This is a genomic window from Amycolatopsis rhizosphaerae (assembly GCF_007713715.1).
Classification (GTDB): domain Bacteria; phylum Actinomycetota; class Actinomycetes; order Mycobacteriales; family Pseudonocardiaceae; genus Amycolatopsis_E; species Amycolatopsis_E rhizosphaerae.
Window position 1 is genome coordinate 1 of sequence record NZ_VJWX01000100.1, and the last position, 16987, is coordinate 16987.

The window sequence follows — 16987 nt, forward strand, 5'->3', positions numbered from 1 at the left end:
GCGGGCGCCCGCTGACGTCCGCTTCGCCTGCCGGGCCGCCGAGGAATCGGCGGCCCGGCATCGTGCCTTGTTAGGCTCGTCCGGATCACCGGGCGAGAGTGAAGGCGGGAGCGGCGTGAGCGGCGGGTCGGGGGAAAAGCGGCGTCGGGGCAGGCCGCCGCTGTCCGAGGGGCCCAGTACCCGGGACCAGATCCTGCAGACCGCTCGCGAGGTGTTCAGCGAACGGGGTTTCGCGCGGACCACCTTCAAGGAGATCGCCGAGCGGGCCGGGGTGACCCGGCCGGCGGTGAACCACTACTTCCACAACAAGGAATCGCTCTACCGGGCGCTTTTCGATTCCAGCAGGAACGTGGTGATCGGTTCCGGGGCGGCCGATGCGATGTCGGCCGAAACCCTGCCGGCGCGGATTTCGGCCTTCCTCCACACCGCCGCGCAGATCGACTCGCAGGACCGCTCGTTCGCCCGGTTCATGGCCTCCTCCGTGCTCGACGGATTCCGCCATCCCGAACTGCGGGAGCAGGCGCGGAGCCAGCTCGACGACGTGCGGCGGTTCGTCGACGAGGCATTGCGGGCCGCGGTCGCGACCGGGGAGATCCGCGCGGATCTCGACATCCCGGCCGTGACGGAGATGCTCATCGCGGTGCTGTGGGGAATGGGACTCTACGCGGGCTTCGTGGGCACCCACGATCAGCTGGAGTCCGTCGTGGCGCAGTTCTCCCAGCTCCTGGAGGGCACTCTTTTCTGAGCGGGGCGGAAAGCACCGCTCGTTTCACCGCGCCGCTTCCTCCTCCTGGCGGGAGCGGCCAAGGGCAAGGAAGAAGCATTCGTGGCATTCGAACCAGACGTTGTGGTAGGAGTCCACGAGAATTCCGGTGAGGAACCGGTCGTCACCGGCGGCGAACTTCGCCCTCGCCCGGGAAAGCCTTGGCGCGTAGAGGCCGAAGGCCGGTGCCGACGGCACGATCGCGGCGAGGATCGCCTGGACTCCGTCGTCGATCGGCGCGAGCCGGGCCGCGAACCGCGCCGCGAGGCGCGCCGTTCCTTCGTGCGCCTGGTCGCGCTGCTGCCAGTCGGCGCACAGTTGCTTGAGCGCGTCGTTGAGGCCGCGGAAGGTCGCGTAGTGCCGGTCGAGCAGTTCACGGGCCCCGTTCGTGGCGGTGATGCGGAGCTCGGCGGTTTCCTTGCCGGGCGGGGTGATTCCCCAGCCGAACCGCGGTTTCCCGCTGTCGGCGGTCAGGCCTTGCCTGGCCAGCGCGGTGAGCGCGGTGGCGATCTCCGACGGAGGCAGGTCCAGTGCCCCGGCCAGATAGTCCACGGTCGCCCGGGACTTGATCCGCAGGATGTGCAGGATGGCCTCGGCGGTACCGACCGGCATGCGTTGTTCCTCCTTGAAGGGCAGGGGCGAATGGCGGTTAACCTAACATTGATTGGTCACTGCGGAAAGCAGTGCTCTGGCAGACGAGGAGAACGAAAGTGGCGGCAGTTCCCGTCGGTGCGCCCGACCCGGCCGACGTGCTGATCCTGGACGGCAGCGTGACGCCGCCGGCGGAACTGGCCGGCGGAAAGGCGGCCGGGATCGCCGGTATGACGGCCGCCGGGCTGCCGGTTCCCCCCGCCTTCGTGCTCACCACGGGGGTTTGCCGCCGGTTCCTCGCCGAAGGCGGCGGTGTGCTCGACGCGCTGTGGGGCGAAATGCGACAGGGCATGGCCCATCTGGAGTCGGCCACCGGCAGGCGGTTCGGGGACCCGGCCGCGCCGCTGCTCGTGTCGGTCCGCAGCGGGGCGCCGACCAGCATGCCCGGGATGATGGACACCGTGCTCAACCTGGGCATGACCACCGCGGCGAGGAATGCGCTTTCCATTTCGATGGGTGAAACGTATGCCCGGGACACCCAGGAGCGCTTCGCCCAGCTGTTCCGCGGCGTGGTGCTGCGGGACGGCCAGGCGGCGATCCCGGACGATCCCTGGCGGCAGCTGCGGCTCGCCGTCGAGGCGGTCTTCCGGTCCTGGCTTTCGCCGCGTGCCGTGGTGTACCGCAAGCGGCACGGGCTCGACGACACGGCGGGCACGGCGGTCACCGTGCAGGCGATGGTGTTCGGCAACGCCGACGAGCGCTCGGGGACCGGAGTCCTGTTCACCCGCAACCCCTCCACCGGTGCGCCGGAGCCGTTCGGCGAGTGGATGACGCGGGCGCAGGGCGAGGACGTTGTCTCCGGAACCCGGGAGCCGCAACCGCTTTCCGCGCTGGCCGAGCTGATGCCGGACGTCCACACGAGCCTGCTCGAGCACGCGCGGTTCCTGGAACGCCACCACCGGGACGTGCAGGACATCGAGTTCACTGTGGAAAGCGGCCGGTTGTGGCTGCTCCAGACCCGTTCGGCGAAACGTGCGCCCCGCGCCGCGGTCCGGTTCGCCGCCGCTCTGGGGAGGGAAGGCCTCGTCGACGAGGAGACCGCGGTGCGGATGGTGACGGCCGAGCAGGTGCGGGCGCTGGTGCGCCCGGGGCTCGACCCGGAGCAGCGCGCGGCCGCCGTCCTGCTCGCCCGGGGCCTGCCCGCCTGTCCCGGGGTGGCGTCCGGAGTGGTCGTGACCGATCCGGAGGAGGCCGAATCCCGGGCGGCGGAAGGGGAATCGGTGGTGCTGGCCCGCCGGACCACCAGTCCCCACGATCTGGCGGGCATGATGGCCGCGGTCGCGATCGTGACCGAAATCGGCGGTGCGACCTCGCATGCCGCCGTCGTCGGCCGGGAGCTCGGCGTGCCCTGTGTGGTCGGGTGCGGTGAGGGCGCGCTGCTCGGCCATGCCGGGGAGACGGTCACGGTGTGCGGCGACACCGGCGAGGTCCTGAAGGGGGCGTTGGTGTTGACGCGGGTGTCCGAAGACATCGACCCGGACCTGCGCGCGCTCACCGGCTGGGCGCGGCGGTTCGCGCCGCTTGCCGCCTGGCGGCCGGAGGAGGCCCCGGCCGGGGTGCCGCCCCGGCCCGACCTCGATCTCTCCACCGATCAGGGGGTCGCCGCGGCGTTGGCGGACGGCGTGACCGCCGTCGTCACCGAGCATCCGCTGCCGGTGCTGCTGGCCGCGCTCGCTCACCCGCGCGGGTCGGCCAAACGGCAATAGGTTAGATCTCTCCGTATCCTGAAGGCCGTCGTCGCGGTGTGCCCGCGACGACGGCCTTGCCGTGCGTACGGGAAATGCGGGCTCAATCGGGGATTGCGGTCCAAATAATTGACACAAAGGTAAATTGAAAAGCCTTCCGCGGAGTCCGGTCCGGGCGCGTGTTCGGCGGCTGACGAGCCCCATTATTCGCTATGCTGTAAAGCGTGTTCGACGGTGTGGCGGGATTTGCGACGGGGAGGCGGTCCTAGGTGGCAAGGCCCAAGGTCCCGCTGATTTCCCGCCGGAAAGCGCTGGAAACCGCGCTGCGGATCATCGACGAACACGGTCTGGAAGGGTTGAGTATCCGGCGGCTCGCCGAAGCGCTCGGGGTGAACGGCGCTTCCCTGTACCACCATTTTCGGAACAAGGACGAGATTCTCACCGGAGTCGCGGAACTCGCACTCGCCGAGGTGCGGATAGGAGAACCGGACAGCGGTGACTGGCGGCACTGGCTGCCGAAAAACGCCCGTGCCCTGCGCCGGGCGCTGCTGGCTCATCCGGCGCTGCTGCCGGTGGTCGCCGGGCGGCCCGCGCTCGGCGCCGGTGTGCGGGCGCTCGACGAGGCGGCGGCCCGCCTGATGGACGAGGGAGTGCCGAGTGCCGCGGTGATGCCACTGCTGGACGGCCTCGAACTGTTCACCATCGGCAGCGCGCTGCACGAGATCCAGCGTGACGGCGCCGGGGAACCCGCGGAGGTGGCCGATGAGCGGTACCCGGCGCTGGCCAAGGCCATGGCCGAGCGGGGACTGTCCGCCGACGAGGTCTTCGACCTGGTCACCGCCAGCATCGTGGAAGGGATCGACGAAGCGGTGAAACAGCGTCAGGAGCGCTGGATGCCGCCGCGGAAATCCTCGCGCGACACCTCGTCCCGTCAGCACGGCGGCAGGCGGGCGGGCGGGAAGGCCTGAGTGCGGTCCCCGAAGGAGACCATAAACCAAACATCGTTTGGCTGGAAGTGGGAGGCTGCTACCGGTAATCGAACGAGTTCGCTACGCTGACGCTCCCTGTAATGCAACGATGATTGGCTCGCGCTGCCGCTTGCCGCCCTCTCACCGGGAGCCGCTGATGACCGAAGCAGAACCGGATCCACTGGATAACAGCGTCTGTGATCCGGACGTGGCATGGACCACCGGAAACGTCGCCGAAGCGTTCCCTGGGGTGTCCACGGCTCTCGGGTTCACCTTCATCCACCTGCCGATGGAACGCGCGTTCCGGCACATGTTCCTCAGCCTCGGCGTGTTCACCAAGGCCGACCTGCCGGTTCCCGAGCGGATCGAAGACCAGTTCTGGACGGCGTTCGCCGGCCGCGCCGCGGCCAACATCTCGATGTTCCGCAAGGTCGCCCGGGTCACGCCGGGAACCTCGGCCACCGCGATCGAGCAGCAGCTGTTCGGTTACGTCCGGCCCGGCACCGTGGACGACAACTCGGCCCGCCGCTACCCGGTGATCATGGTGAAGGCGCCGAAGACGGTGATCCGGCTCCCGAAGCGGCACGACGCGATGTTCGCGGAACTGCGGCGGTGGCGGCTGGAGACCCTGCCGAAGATCGGCGGGCTCGACGCCCAGGGCTGTCTCGCCGTGCTCGCCGACGCCCGTGACCGGTTCCACGAGATCATGGTCCTGCACCTGGTCGTGGCCTTCGTCAGCTCCGGCCTGGCCGACCAGTTGTCGGCGATGGTGACCGACGCGAACCTGCCCGGCCTCGAAGCCCGCCTGCTGTCCGGGGTGGGTTCCGACGAGAACGAGGTCGCGCTGGACCTGTGGCGGCTCGCCCGCCAGGAGATCGACCTCGCCACCTTCCTCGACCGGCACGGCTACCACGGGCCGAACGAAGGGCAGCTGCACAGCGTCACCTGGCGCGAGGATCCCGGACCCATCCTCGCCCGCCTCGGCGACTACCGCGACATCCCCGCCGACAGCCCGCGCGCTCCCGCCAACCGCAGCGCCGAACAGGCCCGCCTCCGGCAGGAGGCCGCCGCCGAACTGGCCGCCACCGTGTCGCCGCTGAAGCGGCTGGCCATCGGCAAGCTGACCGGGCTCGCCGCGCGGTTCCTCGCCCTGCGGGAGCAGGGCAAGGCCGGTTACCTGCTGACCTTCGACGTGGCCAAGGCCGCGGCCCGGCGGCTCGGCGCGCTCCTCGTCGACCGCGATGTGCTGGACGATCCCTCGGACGTGTTCCACCTCACCTACGACGACCTCGCCGGCGGTGTCGGCAGCGATCGGCGCGCCCTGGTCAAGCACCGCCTCGCCCAGTACGAAGAGCGGTGCCGGTACCAGCTTCCCCAGGCGTGGGAAGGCATTCCGGAACTGATCCCGGTCGCCGCCGACGCGGAGACCGACGCCCCGGCGGGCACCCAGGTCACCGGGGTCGCCGCCAGCGGCGGGGTGGCCGAGGGACGGGCCCGCGTGGTGCGCGATCCCGCGACCGTGGAACTCGAAGACGGCGACATCCTCGTCTGCGAGACCACCGATCCCAGCTGGGTGCCGCTGTTCCTGGTGGCCGCCGCGGTCGTCACCGACTACGGCGGCATGCTCAGCCACGGTCCCATCGTGGCGCGTGAACTCGGCCTGCCCTGCGTCTGCGGTACCGAAACGGGCAGCGCCCGCATCCGGGACGGGCAGCGCATCCGGGTCGACGGCGACCGCGGCATCGTCGAAGTGCTGGAGAGCGCCTGATGGCCGAAACGAACACTTCGTTCTTCATGAACGCGCAGGCCGCCGGGTTCGGCACCTGCGGCGAGGAGGACGAGAAGCTGCACCGCGAGCTGAACCGCACCCTGACCGATCCCGCGCTCACCGAGACGCAGTTCCTCGGCTTCAGCGTGCCCGAGGCCCGGATCCATTCGCTGTGCTACGCCTGGGCGCACCCGACGCTGCGGACCATCACCGGCGGCGTGTGGGCGTGGCAGGGCGTCAAACGCACCGCGCTGGCGAGCGAGCTGTTCGACATGCGGCAGTACATGGACTTCACGCCGTTCGAGGACGGGGATTTCACCGATCTGCGGCTGCCCAACGGGTACCGCGTGGAATGCCTCAAGCCGCTGGAAAAGTTCCGGATGACCTACGACGATCCGGTCCGCGGCAACGCCTTCGACGTCACCCTGACCGCGATCATGCCCCCGGCCGTGCTGCCCAGTGGCCGCCACCTCGACCAGGCCATGCGCACCGAGGGCAAACTGTTGTTGCGCGGCAAGAGCTACGACGTGAACGGGTACACGGTCCGCGACCGGTCGTGGGGCGAGAACCGCACCGAGGAACCACGCATGGCGCCGCCGGTGCACTGGCTCACCGGGGTGTTCGGTGACGACTTCGCCTTCCACATGATGGGCATCGAGCACCCCGGCTCGGATCCCGTCTGGCGGGACGTCTACCCGGTCGACGACGCGATGGCCGAGGCCACCAACCGGGGCTGGGTGTGGGTCGGCGGGGAACTGCGGAGTGTCGAAAAGGCCTCCGTCCGCACGCACTGGGACGTCTCGACCGGCTACCCGCTGGCCCACGAGGTGCGGATGACCGACTCCGCCGGGCGGGAGTACCGGCTGAGCGGGGAGATCACCGCGTCGAACAACTGGAGCGCGTGGTCCAACGCCTTCTTCGGGATCAGCCTCGCCCGCTGGGACGACCACGAGGGCCGGACCGGCTGGGGCGATTCGCAGATCGGAGCCTGGACCGATTTCGTCCACGCCCTGTCGGCCCTGGAGGAGTAGGGGGCAGGCACTCCGGAGCGGTCTTGAGGCTGGTGGTGCGAGCCGACTTGTCCTGCACCACCAGCCGTCAGACCGTGTGGCTGTCTCTGCGCACTCTCCGTCTCCTCACCGGCTGTGGTGCTCTGGAACATCCGCTGTTGCCGCGGCCATGGAGGCCGGGTCAGCGGTCCTCGTGGTGGTCGGCGGTCAGGCGGTCGAGCCATTCGCCGAGCAGGTGCCGTTCCGCGCTGCTGAGCGTTGTCTGTTCGGGTAGCCGGGCACGCAGTGCCCGGGCGGCACCGGCGGGGCCCGCGTCGCGTACGGCGGGCTTGTCGAGGGTGACGGCGGCGACCATCGCTTCGCGCAGGACGGTGAGGAGGGCGGGGTCGCGCCGATCGCCCGGGAGCGACAGCCAGGTGAGCACGGCTCCGCGGGCGGTCGCGTGGATGACCGAAGCCGCGAGTTCCTCGTCGACGCGCAGCCGGCCGCTGGTGGCGAGGCGGTGAATGCGTCCGAGCAGGATGTTCATCCCCGCGCGGAAGGCGGCTGAGTCCGTGCCGCGCCTGGGCTCGCCGTACATCAGCGTGTACAGCTCGGGATTGGCGAGCCCGAACTCGACGGCGAGGTCCCAGCCCGCGCGCAGGTCCGCGACGGGATCCTGCGGTCGGGCGTCGGCGTGTTTGGCCGCGAGGAAGGTGGCGTAGCCGTGCTCGGCCACCGCGTCGAGCAGCCCGTCCTTGTCGCCGAACAGGCGATAGATCGCCGGGGCCTGTACCCCGGCGGCGGCCGCGACCGCCCGGGTCGTGACCGCCTCACGTCCCTCGCGCGCGAGCAGGTCGGCCGCCGCTTCGACGATCCGCTGCCGGGACACCTCGCGCCCCTCTGCCTCCGCATCCTCCGTGCCAACCATGTATCAAGGATAACGAAAAGTTGATGCCATCGATGTTTCCGCTGATACGCTGTGTTGAGTATCGTTGGAAACGTCAGGTGGAGGAGCTGCTGACATGCCCGACAAGGTGCGCATCATCGCCGTTGAGGAACACGTGGTCCTGCCCGTCCTGCTCGACGCGTGGGCGAAGGCGGGGGTCCGGCCGCACGTCTACGGCGATGACCATCCGGTCACGCGACGGCTGAGCGATGTCGGCGAACGACGCGTCGCCGACATGGACGACCAGGGCATCGACGTCGCGGTGCTGTCCCTGGCCACCCCCGGTGTGCAGAACCTCCCGGCGGCCGACGCCGTGCACGTCGCGCGCGAGGCCAATGACGCGCTCGCCGAGATCGTCGCCGCCAACCCCTCGCGGTTCCAGGCGTTCGCCACCATCCCGACCCCCTCGCCGGAGGCCGCCGCCGAGGAGCTGGAGCGCGCGATCACCCGGCTCGGCTTCCGCGGCGCGATGCTGTACGGCCGCACCGGCGACAAACCGGCCGACGCGCCGGAGTTCGACGACCTCTACGGAACCGCCGAACGACTTCGCGTCCCGCTGCACTTCCACCCCCAGGCCCCGGTACGGGCGGTCCAGGAGGCGTACTACTCGGGACTGCCCGACGGAGTGGGGCCGGCGCTGGCGACCGCCGGGCTCGGCTGGTACTACGACCTGGGCGTGCAGTACCTGCGGATGATCTTTTCCGGGGTGTTCGACCGCCACCCCGGACTGCAGGTGATCGCCGGGCACTGGGGTGAGGTCGTCCTGTTCTACCTGGACCACATCGGCTTCCTGCAGGAGATGGCCAAGCTGGAGCGGCCGTTGGCCGACTACTTCCGCCAGAACTTCTGGGTGGCCGGCAGCGGCACGGTCAGCGAGCGCTACCTGCGCTGGACGGCCGAGGTCGTCGGGACCGACCGCATGCTCTACTCGACCGACTATCCCTACACCTTCGGCACCCGTCCGGGCGGCTTCCCCTACCTGGACACCAGTGGCGGTGTCGCCAGGTCTTTCCTCGAGAACGCGCCCTTCACCGAGCAAGAGAAGGCCGCCATCGGATCCGGGAACTGGCAGCGGTTGACCGGTCACATCACCGCCGACGGGCCTCACCGGTGAGCCCGGCGCCCACGGCGGTGCACGACCCGTCCGCCGGGCGAGTCCCACCCTCAGGCAGGAATGGGCGCCGTGAGGGGTCCCCTCACGGCTTCTGGCCGTCGGTGCGGCAGGCGGCGAGGTCGGTGTAGAGCGAGGCGCGCGAAATGCCGAGGCGGGCGGCGACCCGCGGCGCCGCGCCCCGCACGGTGAACAGGCCGCGCTCGTCCAAGGCCCTGAGCAGGGGCAGGCGTTCCTGCCGGGTCAGGCTGTCCACCGGCTTGGCGAGCGCCAGTTCCTCGGCCCGGATCACCGCCTCCAGCACCTCGTCGAAGTCGTCGGTGAACGTCGTGGTGGGCGGCGCCGCCGGGGCCACCCCGGCGAGGTCGCCGAGCAGGTCGGCGACCTGCCGGAGCGCCGTGACGTCCAGGTTGACGCACAAGGCGCCGAACACGCGGCCCCCGGCGTCGCGCAGCGGCAGCGTGGAGGACTTGACGGTGCGGCCCGAGTTCGTGCGCGTCACGTAGTTGAGGTCGTCGTGGGCGTCGTCGCCCTGTGCCAGCATCCGCAGCCCGATCTCGCTGGTGACGCCGCCGATCCGGCGCCCGGTGACCTGGCCTGCCACCGCCACCACGGATTGTTCGCCCCGCCGGTAGTCGTGCAGGACGATTTCGCAGGACCGGCCGAAGGTGGCGGCAAGGCCGGGGATGACCTGCTTGAGGGCGTCGAGGATGGCGTCCGCTGTCTCCACGCCCGGTAGCGTAGACGAACCAGTCAACCCCTGGACACTTTGTCCGGCTTCAACGGGCCGGGAGAAGCCGTGAAGGGTCCCTTCACAGTCGAATCGACCGTGAAGGGACCCTTCACGGCCAACCGTCCGGACAGTGCGCCCGGCCGAGGCGGGGCTCAGGCGGGGCGGACGCGCAGGCCGTCGAAGGCCACGGCGACCACCGAGTCGGCAAGTTCGCCGCCGTCGGTGCCGCCTCGCGGGCGATACCACTCGATCAGCGAGTTGATCATGCCGAAGAGCAGCCGGGCGGTGGTCGCCGGATCGATGTCGGGCCGCAGGTCCCCCTCGGCCACCGCCTCGGTGACCAGTTCGGTGACGATGTGGTCGAACTCCCGGCGCCGCGCCAGCGCGTCCCGTTCCACCTTCGTGTTCCCGCGCACGCGCAGCAGCAGCGTGACGAACGGCAGCCGCTCGGCCAGCACCCGCACGCTGCCGCGCACGAGCTGTTCGAGCCGGTCCACCGCCCGCCCCCCGGCCCCGTCCAGCTTGTCCACCTCGGCGAACAGTCCGTCGAGGGCGCGGTTGACCGCCAGCCGCAGCAGTTCCTGTTTGCTGGGCACGTGGTGGTAGATGGCCGACTTGGTGATCCCCAGCTTCCGCGAGAGATCCTCCATGCTGGTGCCGTCGTACCCGCGCTCGTTGAACAGCTTGACCGCGACCGCCAGCAAGGACTCCAGGTCATAGCCTGGCCTGCCCCGCCGGGCGGGGCGCGCCGGTGGTGCCGTCGTCATACTCCGAGTATCCCAAGTGGATTTCAGGCGGGCGGCCGCTGGTCGAGGACACGCCGCAGCTTGCCCAGGGAGCGTTCGAGACTGTCGGGGTCGAGGATCTCCACGCCGACGCTGATGCCGACGCCGTCCTTGACCCGCTGGGCGATCTCGGCCGCGGCCGGGGCGCGCCGGTGCTCCGGGGTTTCGGGGCGGGCCTCGCACAGCACGGTCAGGTGGTCCATCCGCTCCTTGCGGGTCAGCCGGATCTGGAAGTGCGGGGCGAGTCCCTCGGTGGCGAGCACGATCTCCTCGATCTGGGTGGGGAACACGTTCACCCCGCGCAGGATGATCATGTCATCGCTGCGCCCGGTGACCTTGTCCATCCGCCGGAAGGCCGGGCGCGCGGTGCCGGGCCGCAGCGCGGTCAGATCGCGGGTGCGGTACCGGATGACGGGCATGGCCTGCTTGGTCAGCGACGTGAACAGCAGTTCCCCGGTCTCCCCGTCGGGCAGGACGGTGCCCTCGACCGGGTCGATCACCTCGGGGTAGAAGTGGTCCTCCCAGATGTGCAGCCCGTCCTTGCTTTCCACGCATTCCTGCGCCACCCCCGGCCCCATCACCTCGGACAGGCCGTAGATGTCCACCGCGTGCAGGTCCATGCGCTCTTCCAGCTCGGCCCGCATCTGCTCGGTCCACGGCTCGGCCCCGAAGATGCCGACCTTCAGGGAGCTGCTCCGCGGGTCGATGCCCTGGCGCTCGAATTCGTCGAGCAGCGTGAGCATGTAGGTGGGCGTGACCATGATGACCTCGGGCCGGAAGTCGGTGATGATCTGCACCTGCCGCGCGGTCATGCCCCCGGACGCCGGGATCACCGTCGCGCCGAGCTTCTCCACGCCGTAGTGCGCGCCGAGCCCGCCGGTGAACAGGCCGTAGCCGTAGGCGACGTGCACCTTGTGGCCGGGCCGCCCGCCCGCGGCGAAGATCGAGCGCGCCATCACGGTCGCCCAGGTGTCGAGGTCCTCGGCGGTGTAGCCGACGACGGTGGGCTTGCCGGTGGTGCCGCTGGAGGCGTGGATGCGGCGCACCTGCTCCTGCGGCACGGCGAACATGCCGAACGGGTAGTTGTCGCGAAGGTCGTGCTTGGTGGTGCAGGGGAACTTGGCCAGGTCCGCCAGTTCGCGGCAGTCGTCGGGATGCACGCCGGCTTCGTCGAACTTGCGGCGGTAGAACGGGACGTTGGCGTAGGCGTGGCGGAGCGTCCATTGCAGACGCTCGAGCTGCCGTGATCGCAGCTCGTCGATGCTCATCCGTTCCGCCGCGCTCAGTTCGCCGGGCGCGGGGGCGTCGCCGACTCGCTTCGCCAGTGGCACGTCGCTGTGCGTGGTGGTCATCTCGGGGGGACTCCCTTTGTGGTCTGTTCCGGTGCCGGTTGGCGGCGTGGTGCAGGCGGCTCCGCCGCCGCAAGATCAGCCTTGGTTCTTCGGGCGTTCGATGGTGCGGCTGCGGCCGCGGAATTCGGCGATGACCTCGGGGGCCTGCCCGTCCCGCTCCCGGTGCACGGTGACGTCGTAGATGCCGTTGCGCCCGTAGCGCGTGCGTTCCGTGGCGGTGGCCACGAGCCGGTCGCCGAGGCGGGCGCTGGCGACGAAGGAGATCTCCGCGCCCGCGGCCACCGTGACCGGGCCGTGGCTGTTGCAGGCGCAGGCGAAGGTGGTGTCGGCGAGCAGGAACAGGTAGCCGCCGTGGGCGATGTCGTGCCCGTTGACCATCTGCGGGGTCACCACCATGCGGGCCGCCGCGCGGCCGTCACCCGCCTCGAGCAGTTCTATACCCAGGGAACGGGAAGCGACGTCGTCGTCGAACATCGCCTGTGCTGCCGCGGACTGCGACACGGGCTCACCGCCTTGCTTACTGACCGAATGGACGGTTGAAAATGCAACCCAGAGTAAAGGCAGTAACCGGCTCCCTGTCAAGGATCGGCTTCTCCTGGCGACCCGTCAACGACGACCGTGAACCGGCGCTTCCCTGACCGCCGCCCGGCGGCTACCATGACTTCCTGAACGTTCGGTTGGTAATTACGGATCGGGAGGTCGGGCTCAATGGCTGAGCATTCGACGGCACTGCGCAGCTATGTCGGCGGCCGGTGGCAGGCCGGCGACGGCGAGGGCACGCCGCTGCACGATGCCGTGACCGGGGAGGAGGTCGCACGGATCTCCTCGGCCGGGGTGGACATGGCCGCCGCGCTGGAGCACGGCCGCCGCACCGGCGGCCCCGCCCTGCGCGAGCTGACCTTCCACCAGCGCGCGGCGCTGCTCAAGGCACTGGCCTCCCACCTCCGCGAACACCGCGACGAGCTGTACGCGCTGTCGGCCCGGACCGGGGCCACGCTCGGCGACTCGAAGTTCGACGTCGACGGCGGCATCGGGGTGCTGTTCACCTACGCGAGCAAGGGCAAGCGGGAACTGCCCAACGACACCGTCTACGTCGACGGCGCGGTGGAGCCGCTCAGCAAGGGCGGCACCTTCCTCGGCCAGCACATCGCGACCCCGCTGCGGGGCGTGGCCGTGCAGATCAACGCCTTCAACTTCCCGGTCTGGGGACCGCTGGAGAAGTTCGCCCCCGCGTTCCTGGCCGGGGTGCCGAGCCTGGTCAAGCCCGCCAGCCAGACCGCGTACCTGACGGAGAAACTGGTCGAGCTGATGATCGGCTCTGGCCTGCTGCCGGAGGGTTCGCTGCAGCTGGTCTGCGGCAGCGCGGGCGATCTGCTCGACCACCTCACCGGGCAGGACCTGGTCTCCTTCACCGGATCCGCCTCCACCGCGCAGAAGCTGCGGGCGCACCCGGCGATCGTGCGCCACTCCGTCCGGTTCAACGCCGAGGCCGACTCGCTGAACTGCTCGATCCTCGGCCCCGACGCGGTGTCCGGGACCCCGGAGTTCGACCTGTTCGTGAAGCAGTTGGTCACCGAGATGACGGTCAAGGCGGGCCAGAAGTGCACCGCGATCCGGCGCGCCTTCGTCCCGGCCGACCGGCTCGGCGAGGTGGCCGAGGCCGCCGCGGCGCGGCTGGCGAAGGTCACCGTCGGCAACCCGGCGAACCCCGACGTGCGCATGGGCGCGCTCGCCAGCCTCGAACAGCGGGAGGAGGTCCGGCGCTCGCTCAAGGCACTGCTGGACGTGGCGGGCATCGTGTACGGCGATCCGGAGCGGGTCGAGGTGCTCGACGCCGACGCCGGGCGCGGCGCGTTCCTGTCCCCGGTGCTGTTGCGCGCGGACGACCCCACTCGCGCCGAGCCGCACGCGGTGGAGGCGTTCGGTCCGGTGTCCACGCTGATGCCCTACACCTCCACCGAAGAGGTCATCGCGCTCGCCGCACGCGGTGAGGGCAGCCTCGCCGGTTCCGTCGTGACCGCGGACGCCGGATTCGCCCGCGAGGTCGTGCTCGGGGTGGCGCCCTTCCACGGCAGGCTCCTCGTGCTGGACCGCGACGACGCGAAGGAATCGACCGGGCACGGTTCGCCGATGCCCGCGCTCGTGCACGGCGGCCCGGGCCGGGCGGGCGGCGGCGAGGAGATGGGCGGCATCCGCGGGGTGCTGCACCACCTGCAGCGCACCGCGGTGCAGGGCAGCCCGAAGGTGCTGGCCGAGATCACTGGGCGCTGGGTGCCGGGGGCACCGCGCACCCAGGGCGTGCACCCGTTCCGGAAGTCGCTGGCGGAGCTGAAGATCGGCGACTCCGTGGTGGCGGGCCCGCGCACCGTCACCCAGGCCGACATCGACCACTTCGCCGAGTTCACCGGCGACACCTTCTACGCCCACACCGACCAGGCCGCCGCCGAGGCGAACCCGCTGTTCGGCGGGATCGTCGCACACGGCTACCTGGTGGTGTCGTTCGCCGCCGGGCTGTTCGTCTCACCCGAACCCGGGCCGGTGCTGGCCAACTACGGCCTGGAGAACCTGCGCTTCCTCACCCCCGTCAAGCCGGGGGACGAACTCACCGTGACGCTCACCGCGAAGCAGATCACGCCGCGGGAAAACGCCGACTACGGCGAGGTGTGCTGGGACGCCGACGTGACGAACGCCGCCGGTGAGTCGGTGGCGAAGTACGACGTTCTGACCCTTGTAGCCAAGGAGGACCGATGACCGACAATCGCGCAGCCGGTCGTCGGGGCCGACCGGGTGCGGGTGTCCCGCAAGACACAGGAGGACCGATGACAGCGGCACAGATAGCGGACGCGTTGTCCGAAGAGGACCTGGAACGGCATTTCGAGCAGGTCATCGCCAGGGACCAGCGGATCGAACCGCGGGACTGGATGCCCGAGGGCTACCGGAACACGATGATCCGCCAGATCGCGCAGCACGCGCATTCGGAGATCATCGGCATGCAGCCGGAGGGCAACTGGATCACGCGGGCGCCCTCGTTGCGGCGCAAGGCGATCCTGCTGGCGAAGGTGCAGGACGAGGCGGGGCACGGGCTGTACCTGTACTCCGCGGCGGAAACCCTCGGCACGGACCGGACCGACCTCACCGAGCGCCTGATCACCGGACGGCAGAAGTACTCGTCGATCTTCAACTACCCGACGCTGTCCTTCGCCGATGTCGGGGTGATCGGGTGGCTGGTGGACGGCGCGGCCATCTGCAACCAGGTTCCCCTGTGCCGCAGCTCGTACGGGCCCTACGCGCGGGCGATGATCCGGATCTGCAAGGAGGAGTCCTTCCACCAGCGGCAGGGCTACGAACTGCTGATGACCATGATGAAGGGCACCGCCGAGCAGCGGGAGCTGGTGCAGGACGCGGTGAACCGCTGGTGGTGGCCGTCGCTGATGATGTTCGGCCCGCCGGACGCGGATTCGCCCAACACCGCGCGGTCGATGGCCTGGAAGATCAAGCGGCACACCAACGACGAACTGCGGCAGCGCTTTGTCGACATGACGGTTCCGCAGGCGGAGGCGCTGGGCGTCGGACTGCCCGATCCGGAGCTGAAGTGGAATCCCGCGCGCGGGCACTACGACTTCGGCGAGATCGACTGGGCGGAGTTCAAACGGGTCGTCTCCGGCGACGGTCCGTGCAACGCCGAACGTGTGGCGCACCGTGCGCGGACACATTCCGAGGGCGCCTGGGTGCGCGAGGCAGCCGCGGCACACGCCGCGAAGCAGAGGAAGGAAGCAGAGGCGGCATGAGTGACACGCAACGGAGCGGATGGCCGCTGTTCGAGGTGTTCGTCCGCGGCAAGCGCGGTCTGAACCACGTGCACGTCGGATCGCTGCGGGCACCGGACCCCGACATGGCCCTGCGGAACGCCCGCGACCTGTACACGCGGCGCAACGAGGGAGTGAGCATCTGGGTGGTCCGCTCCGCGGACATCACCGCGTCCAGCCCGGACGAGAAGGACCCGTTCTTCGCTCCCGCCGCGGACAAGGTGTACCGGCACCCGACCTTCTACGACATCCCGGACACCGTCCCCCACATGTAAGGACCGTCGATGAACAACGACACCGCCTTCGACGCCTTCGCCGAGGCCGAGGGCACCGACGACTCGCGGTGGGCCTTCGGCACCGGGTTCGCCGACCCGCTGTCCGGAGTGGACACCACCGTGCCGTCCGGGGTGGACGGAGCCGTGCTGGCCCGCTACTGCCTGATGCTGGCCGACGACGCGCTCGTGTTCTCCCACCGGCTGCAGCAGTGGTGCACCAACGCGCCCGAGCTGGAGGACGAGATGGCGCTGGCCAACATCGCCCTCGATCTGCTCGGGCAGGCCCGGCTGCTGCTGACCAGGGCGGGCAAGGCCGACGGCAGCGACCGCGGCGAGGACCACTACGCCTACTTCCGCCCGGAACACGAGTTCCTCAACGTGCGGCTGGCGGAACTGGAGCGCGGCGACTTCGGGCAGCTCGTCGCGGTCCTGCTGGTGTTCTCCACGTTCCGGCTCGCGCTGCTGAACCAGTTGCGCTCCTCGGTCGACCCGGTGCTCGCGGCGATCGCGGCCAAGGGCGTCAAGGAGGTCACCTACCACCGCGACTACGCGGCGGGATGGGCGGTCCGGCTCGGGGACGGCACCGCGTTCTCGCACGAGCGGATGCGGGCGGGGCTGGACGCGGTCTGGCCCTACGTGGCGGAGTTGTTCGCCCCGCACGAAACCGAACTGGCGATGGCGGCGCAGGGAATCGGCGTCGACCCGTCGACCGTGCGGGAGGAGTTCGACACCGTGCTCGCGCAGGTGCTGTCGGCGGCGACGCTGACCGTGCCCGAGGTGGCGCCGAAGGCCGCCGTCGACGGCCGGGCCGGGCGGGACGGCAGGCACACCGAGGCGATGGGTTACCTGCTGGCCGAACTGCAGAGCGTGGCCAGGACCTACCCGGAGGCGAGCTGGTGACCACCGCACTCGACGCACGGGCCATCGCCGGGACGGTGACGGACCCGGAACTGCCGATGCTCACCCTGGCCGATCTCGGCGTGCTGCGCGAGGTGTCCGAAGTGGACGGCAAGGTGGTGGTGTCGATCACCCCCACCTACACCGGCTGCCCGGCGATGGACACCATGCGCGACGACCTGGTGCACGCCCTGCACCGGGCCGGCTACCCCGAGGTGGAGGTCCGCACCGTGCTGCGGCCCGGCTGGTCCAGCG

17 protein-coding genes are annotated in these 16987 nt (G+C 70.2%); 11 read left to right on the forward strand and 6 right to left on the reverse strand.

The window, feature by feature from the left end; translation table 11 throughout:
* Nucleotides 1-745: TetR/AcrR family transcriptional regulator (locus tag FNH05_RS12790; protein ID WP_222426592.1), on the forward strand; the 745-nt coding region annotated here is incomplete at its 5' end.
* 24 nt (nucleotides 746-769) lie between these two features.
* On the opposite strand, the gene FNH05_RS12795 is transcribed toward FNH05_RS12790, so the two are convergent.
* A complete protein-coding gene (locus tag FNH05_RS12795) occupies nucleotides 770-1375 on the reverse strand; it encodes a hypothetical protein (RefSeq protein ID WP_144587759.1) in 606 nt (201 codons plus the stop codon).
* Nucleotides 1376-1473: 98 nt separating this feature from the next.
* On the opposite strand from FNH05_RS12795, the gene FNH05_RS12800 reads away from it, so the two are divergent.
* The 4 genes from FNH05_RS12800 (at nucleotide 1474) to FNH05_RS12815 (ending at nucleotide 6866) form a co-directional block, all read left to right on the forward strand.
* A complete protein-coding gene (locus tag FNH05_RS12800; RefSeq protein ID WP_246127691.1) occupies nucleotides 1474-3120 on the forward strand; it encodes a pyruvate, phosphate dikinase in 1647 nt (548 codons plus the stop codon).
* A gap of 248 nt (nucleotides 3121-3368) precedes the next feature.
* Nucleotides 3369-4067, forward strand: coding sequence for a TetR/AcrR family transcriptional regulator (locus tag FNH05_RS12805; protein ID WP_144587761.1), 699 nt, complete (start codon nucleotides 3369-3371; stop codon nucleotides 4065-4067).
* A 157-nt stretch (nucleotides 4068-4224) separates the two neighbouring features.
* Nucleotides 4225-5835 carry a PEP-utilizing enzyme gene (locus tag FNH05_RS12810; protein WP_144587763.1) on the forward strand — a complete coding sequence of 537 codons (1611 nt, stop codon included), beginning with the start codon at nucleotides 4225-4227 and terminating at the stop codon, nucleotides 5833-5835.
* Nucleotides 5835-6866 carry a DUF7064 domain-containing protein gene (locus FNH05_RS12815; RefSeq protein ID WP_144587765.1) on the forward strand — a complete coding sequence of 344 codons (1032 nt, stop codon included), beginning with the start codon at nucleotides 5835-5837 and terminating at the stop codon, nucleotides 6864-6866. Before FNH05_RS12810 ends, FNH05_RS12815 begins: the two co-directional genes overlap by 1 nt.
* 160 nt (nucleotides 6867-7026) lie before the next feature.
* Here the strand turns inward: FNH05_RS12815 and FNH05_RS12820 are convergent, their stop codons facing one another.
* Complete coding sequence (locus FNH05_RS12820; RefSeq protein ID WP_144587767.1) at nucleotides 7027-7755, reverse strand: TetR/AcrR family transcriptional regulator; 729 nt, start codon at nucleotides 7753-7755, stop codon at nucleotides 7027-7029.
* Nucleotides 7756-7849: 94 nt separating this feature from the next.
* Here FNH05_RS12820 and FNH05_RS12825 point away from each other — a divergent pair, with 94 nt between their 5' ends.
* Nucleotides 7850-8887, forward strand: a complete 1038-nt coding sequence (locus FNH05_RS12825) for an amidohydrolase family protein (RefSeq protein ID WP_144587769.1) — start codon at nucleotides 7850-7852, stop codon at nucleotides 8885-8887.
* Between the two features lie 82 nt (nucleotides 8888-8969).
* Here FNH05_RS12825 and FNH05_RS12830 read toward each other — a convergent pair whose 3' ends face one another.
* From FNH05_RS12830 to paaI, 4 genes are all read right to left on the reverse strand, one after another.
* Nucleotides 8970-9614 (reverse strand): helix-turn-helix transcriptional regulator, encoded by a 645-nt coding sequence (locus FNH05_RS12830; protein WP_144587771.1) that lies wholly within the window; start codon nucleotides 9612-9614, stop codon nucleotides 8970-8972.
* 155 nt (nucleotides 9615-9769) lie between these two features.
* Nucleotides 9770-10384 carry a TetR/AcrR family transcriptional regulator gene (locus FNH05_RS12835; RefSeq protein ID WP_144587773.1) on the reverse strand — a complete coding sequence of 205 codons (615 nt, stop codon included), beginning with the start codon at nucleotides 10382-10384 and terminating at the stop codon, nucleotides 9770-9772.
* Between the two features lie 23 nt (nucleotides 10385-10407).
* Nucleotides 10408-11754, reverse strand: coding sequence for a phenylacetate--CoA ligase PaaK (paaK, locus tag FNH05_RS12840; protein ID WP_144587775.1), 1347 nt, complete (start codon nucleotides 11752-11754; stop codon nucleotides 10408-10410).
* 75 nt (nucleotides 11755-11829) lie between these two features.
* Complete coding sequence (gene paaI / locus FNH05_RS12845; protein WP_144587787.1) at nucleotides 11830-12228, reverse strand: hydroxyphenylacetyl-CoA thioesterase PaaI; 399 nt, start codon at nucleotides 12226-12228, stop codon at nucleotides 11830-11832.
* 234 nt (nucleotides 12229-12462) lie between these two features.
* Here paaI and paaZ point away from each other — a divergent pair, with 234 nt between their 5' ends.
* The 5 genes from paaZ to FNH05_RS12870 form a co-directional block, all read left to right on the forward strand.
* The gene (paaZ, locus tag FNH05_RS12850) at nucleotides 12463-14505 is read left to right on the forward strand and encodes a phenylacetic acid degradation bifunctional protein PaaZ (protein ID WP_144587777.1); all 2043 of its coding nucleotides are present in this window, start codon (nucleotides 12463-12465) and stop codon (nucleotides 14503-14505) included.
* A 68-nt stretch (nucleotides 14506-14573) separates the two neighbouring features.
* Nucleotides 14574-15542 (forward strand): 1,2-phenylacetyl-CoA epoxidase subunit PaaA, encoded by a 969-nt coding sequence (gene paaA / locus FNH05_RS12855; protein ID WP_144587779.1) that lies wholly within the window; start codon nucleotides 14574-14576, stop codon nucleotides 15540-15542.
* Complete coding sequence (gene paaB, locus FNH05_RS12860) at nucleotides 15539-15835, forward strand: 1,2-phenylacetyl-CoA epoxidase subunit PaaB (RefSeq protein WP_144587781.1); 297 nt, start codon at nucleotides 15539-15541, stop codon at nucleotides 15833-15835. Before paaA ends, paaB begins: the two co-directional genes overlap by 4 nt.
* A 9-nt stretch (nucleotides 15836-15844) precedes the next feature.
* A complete protein-coding gene (paaC, locus tag FNH05_RS12865) occupies nucleotides 15845-16735 on the forward strand; it encodes a 1,2-phenylacetyl-CoA epoxidase subunit PaaC (RefSeq protein ID WP_144587783.1) in 891 nt (296 codons plus the stop codon).
* A 56-nt stretch (nucleotides 16736-16791) separates the two neighbouring features.
* A partial coding sequence (locus tag FNH05_RS12870) for an iron-sulfur cluster assembly protein (protein WP_246127692.1) occupies nucleotides 16792-16987 on the forward strand: 196 nt, incomplete at its 3' end.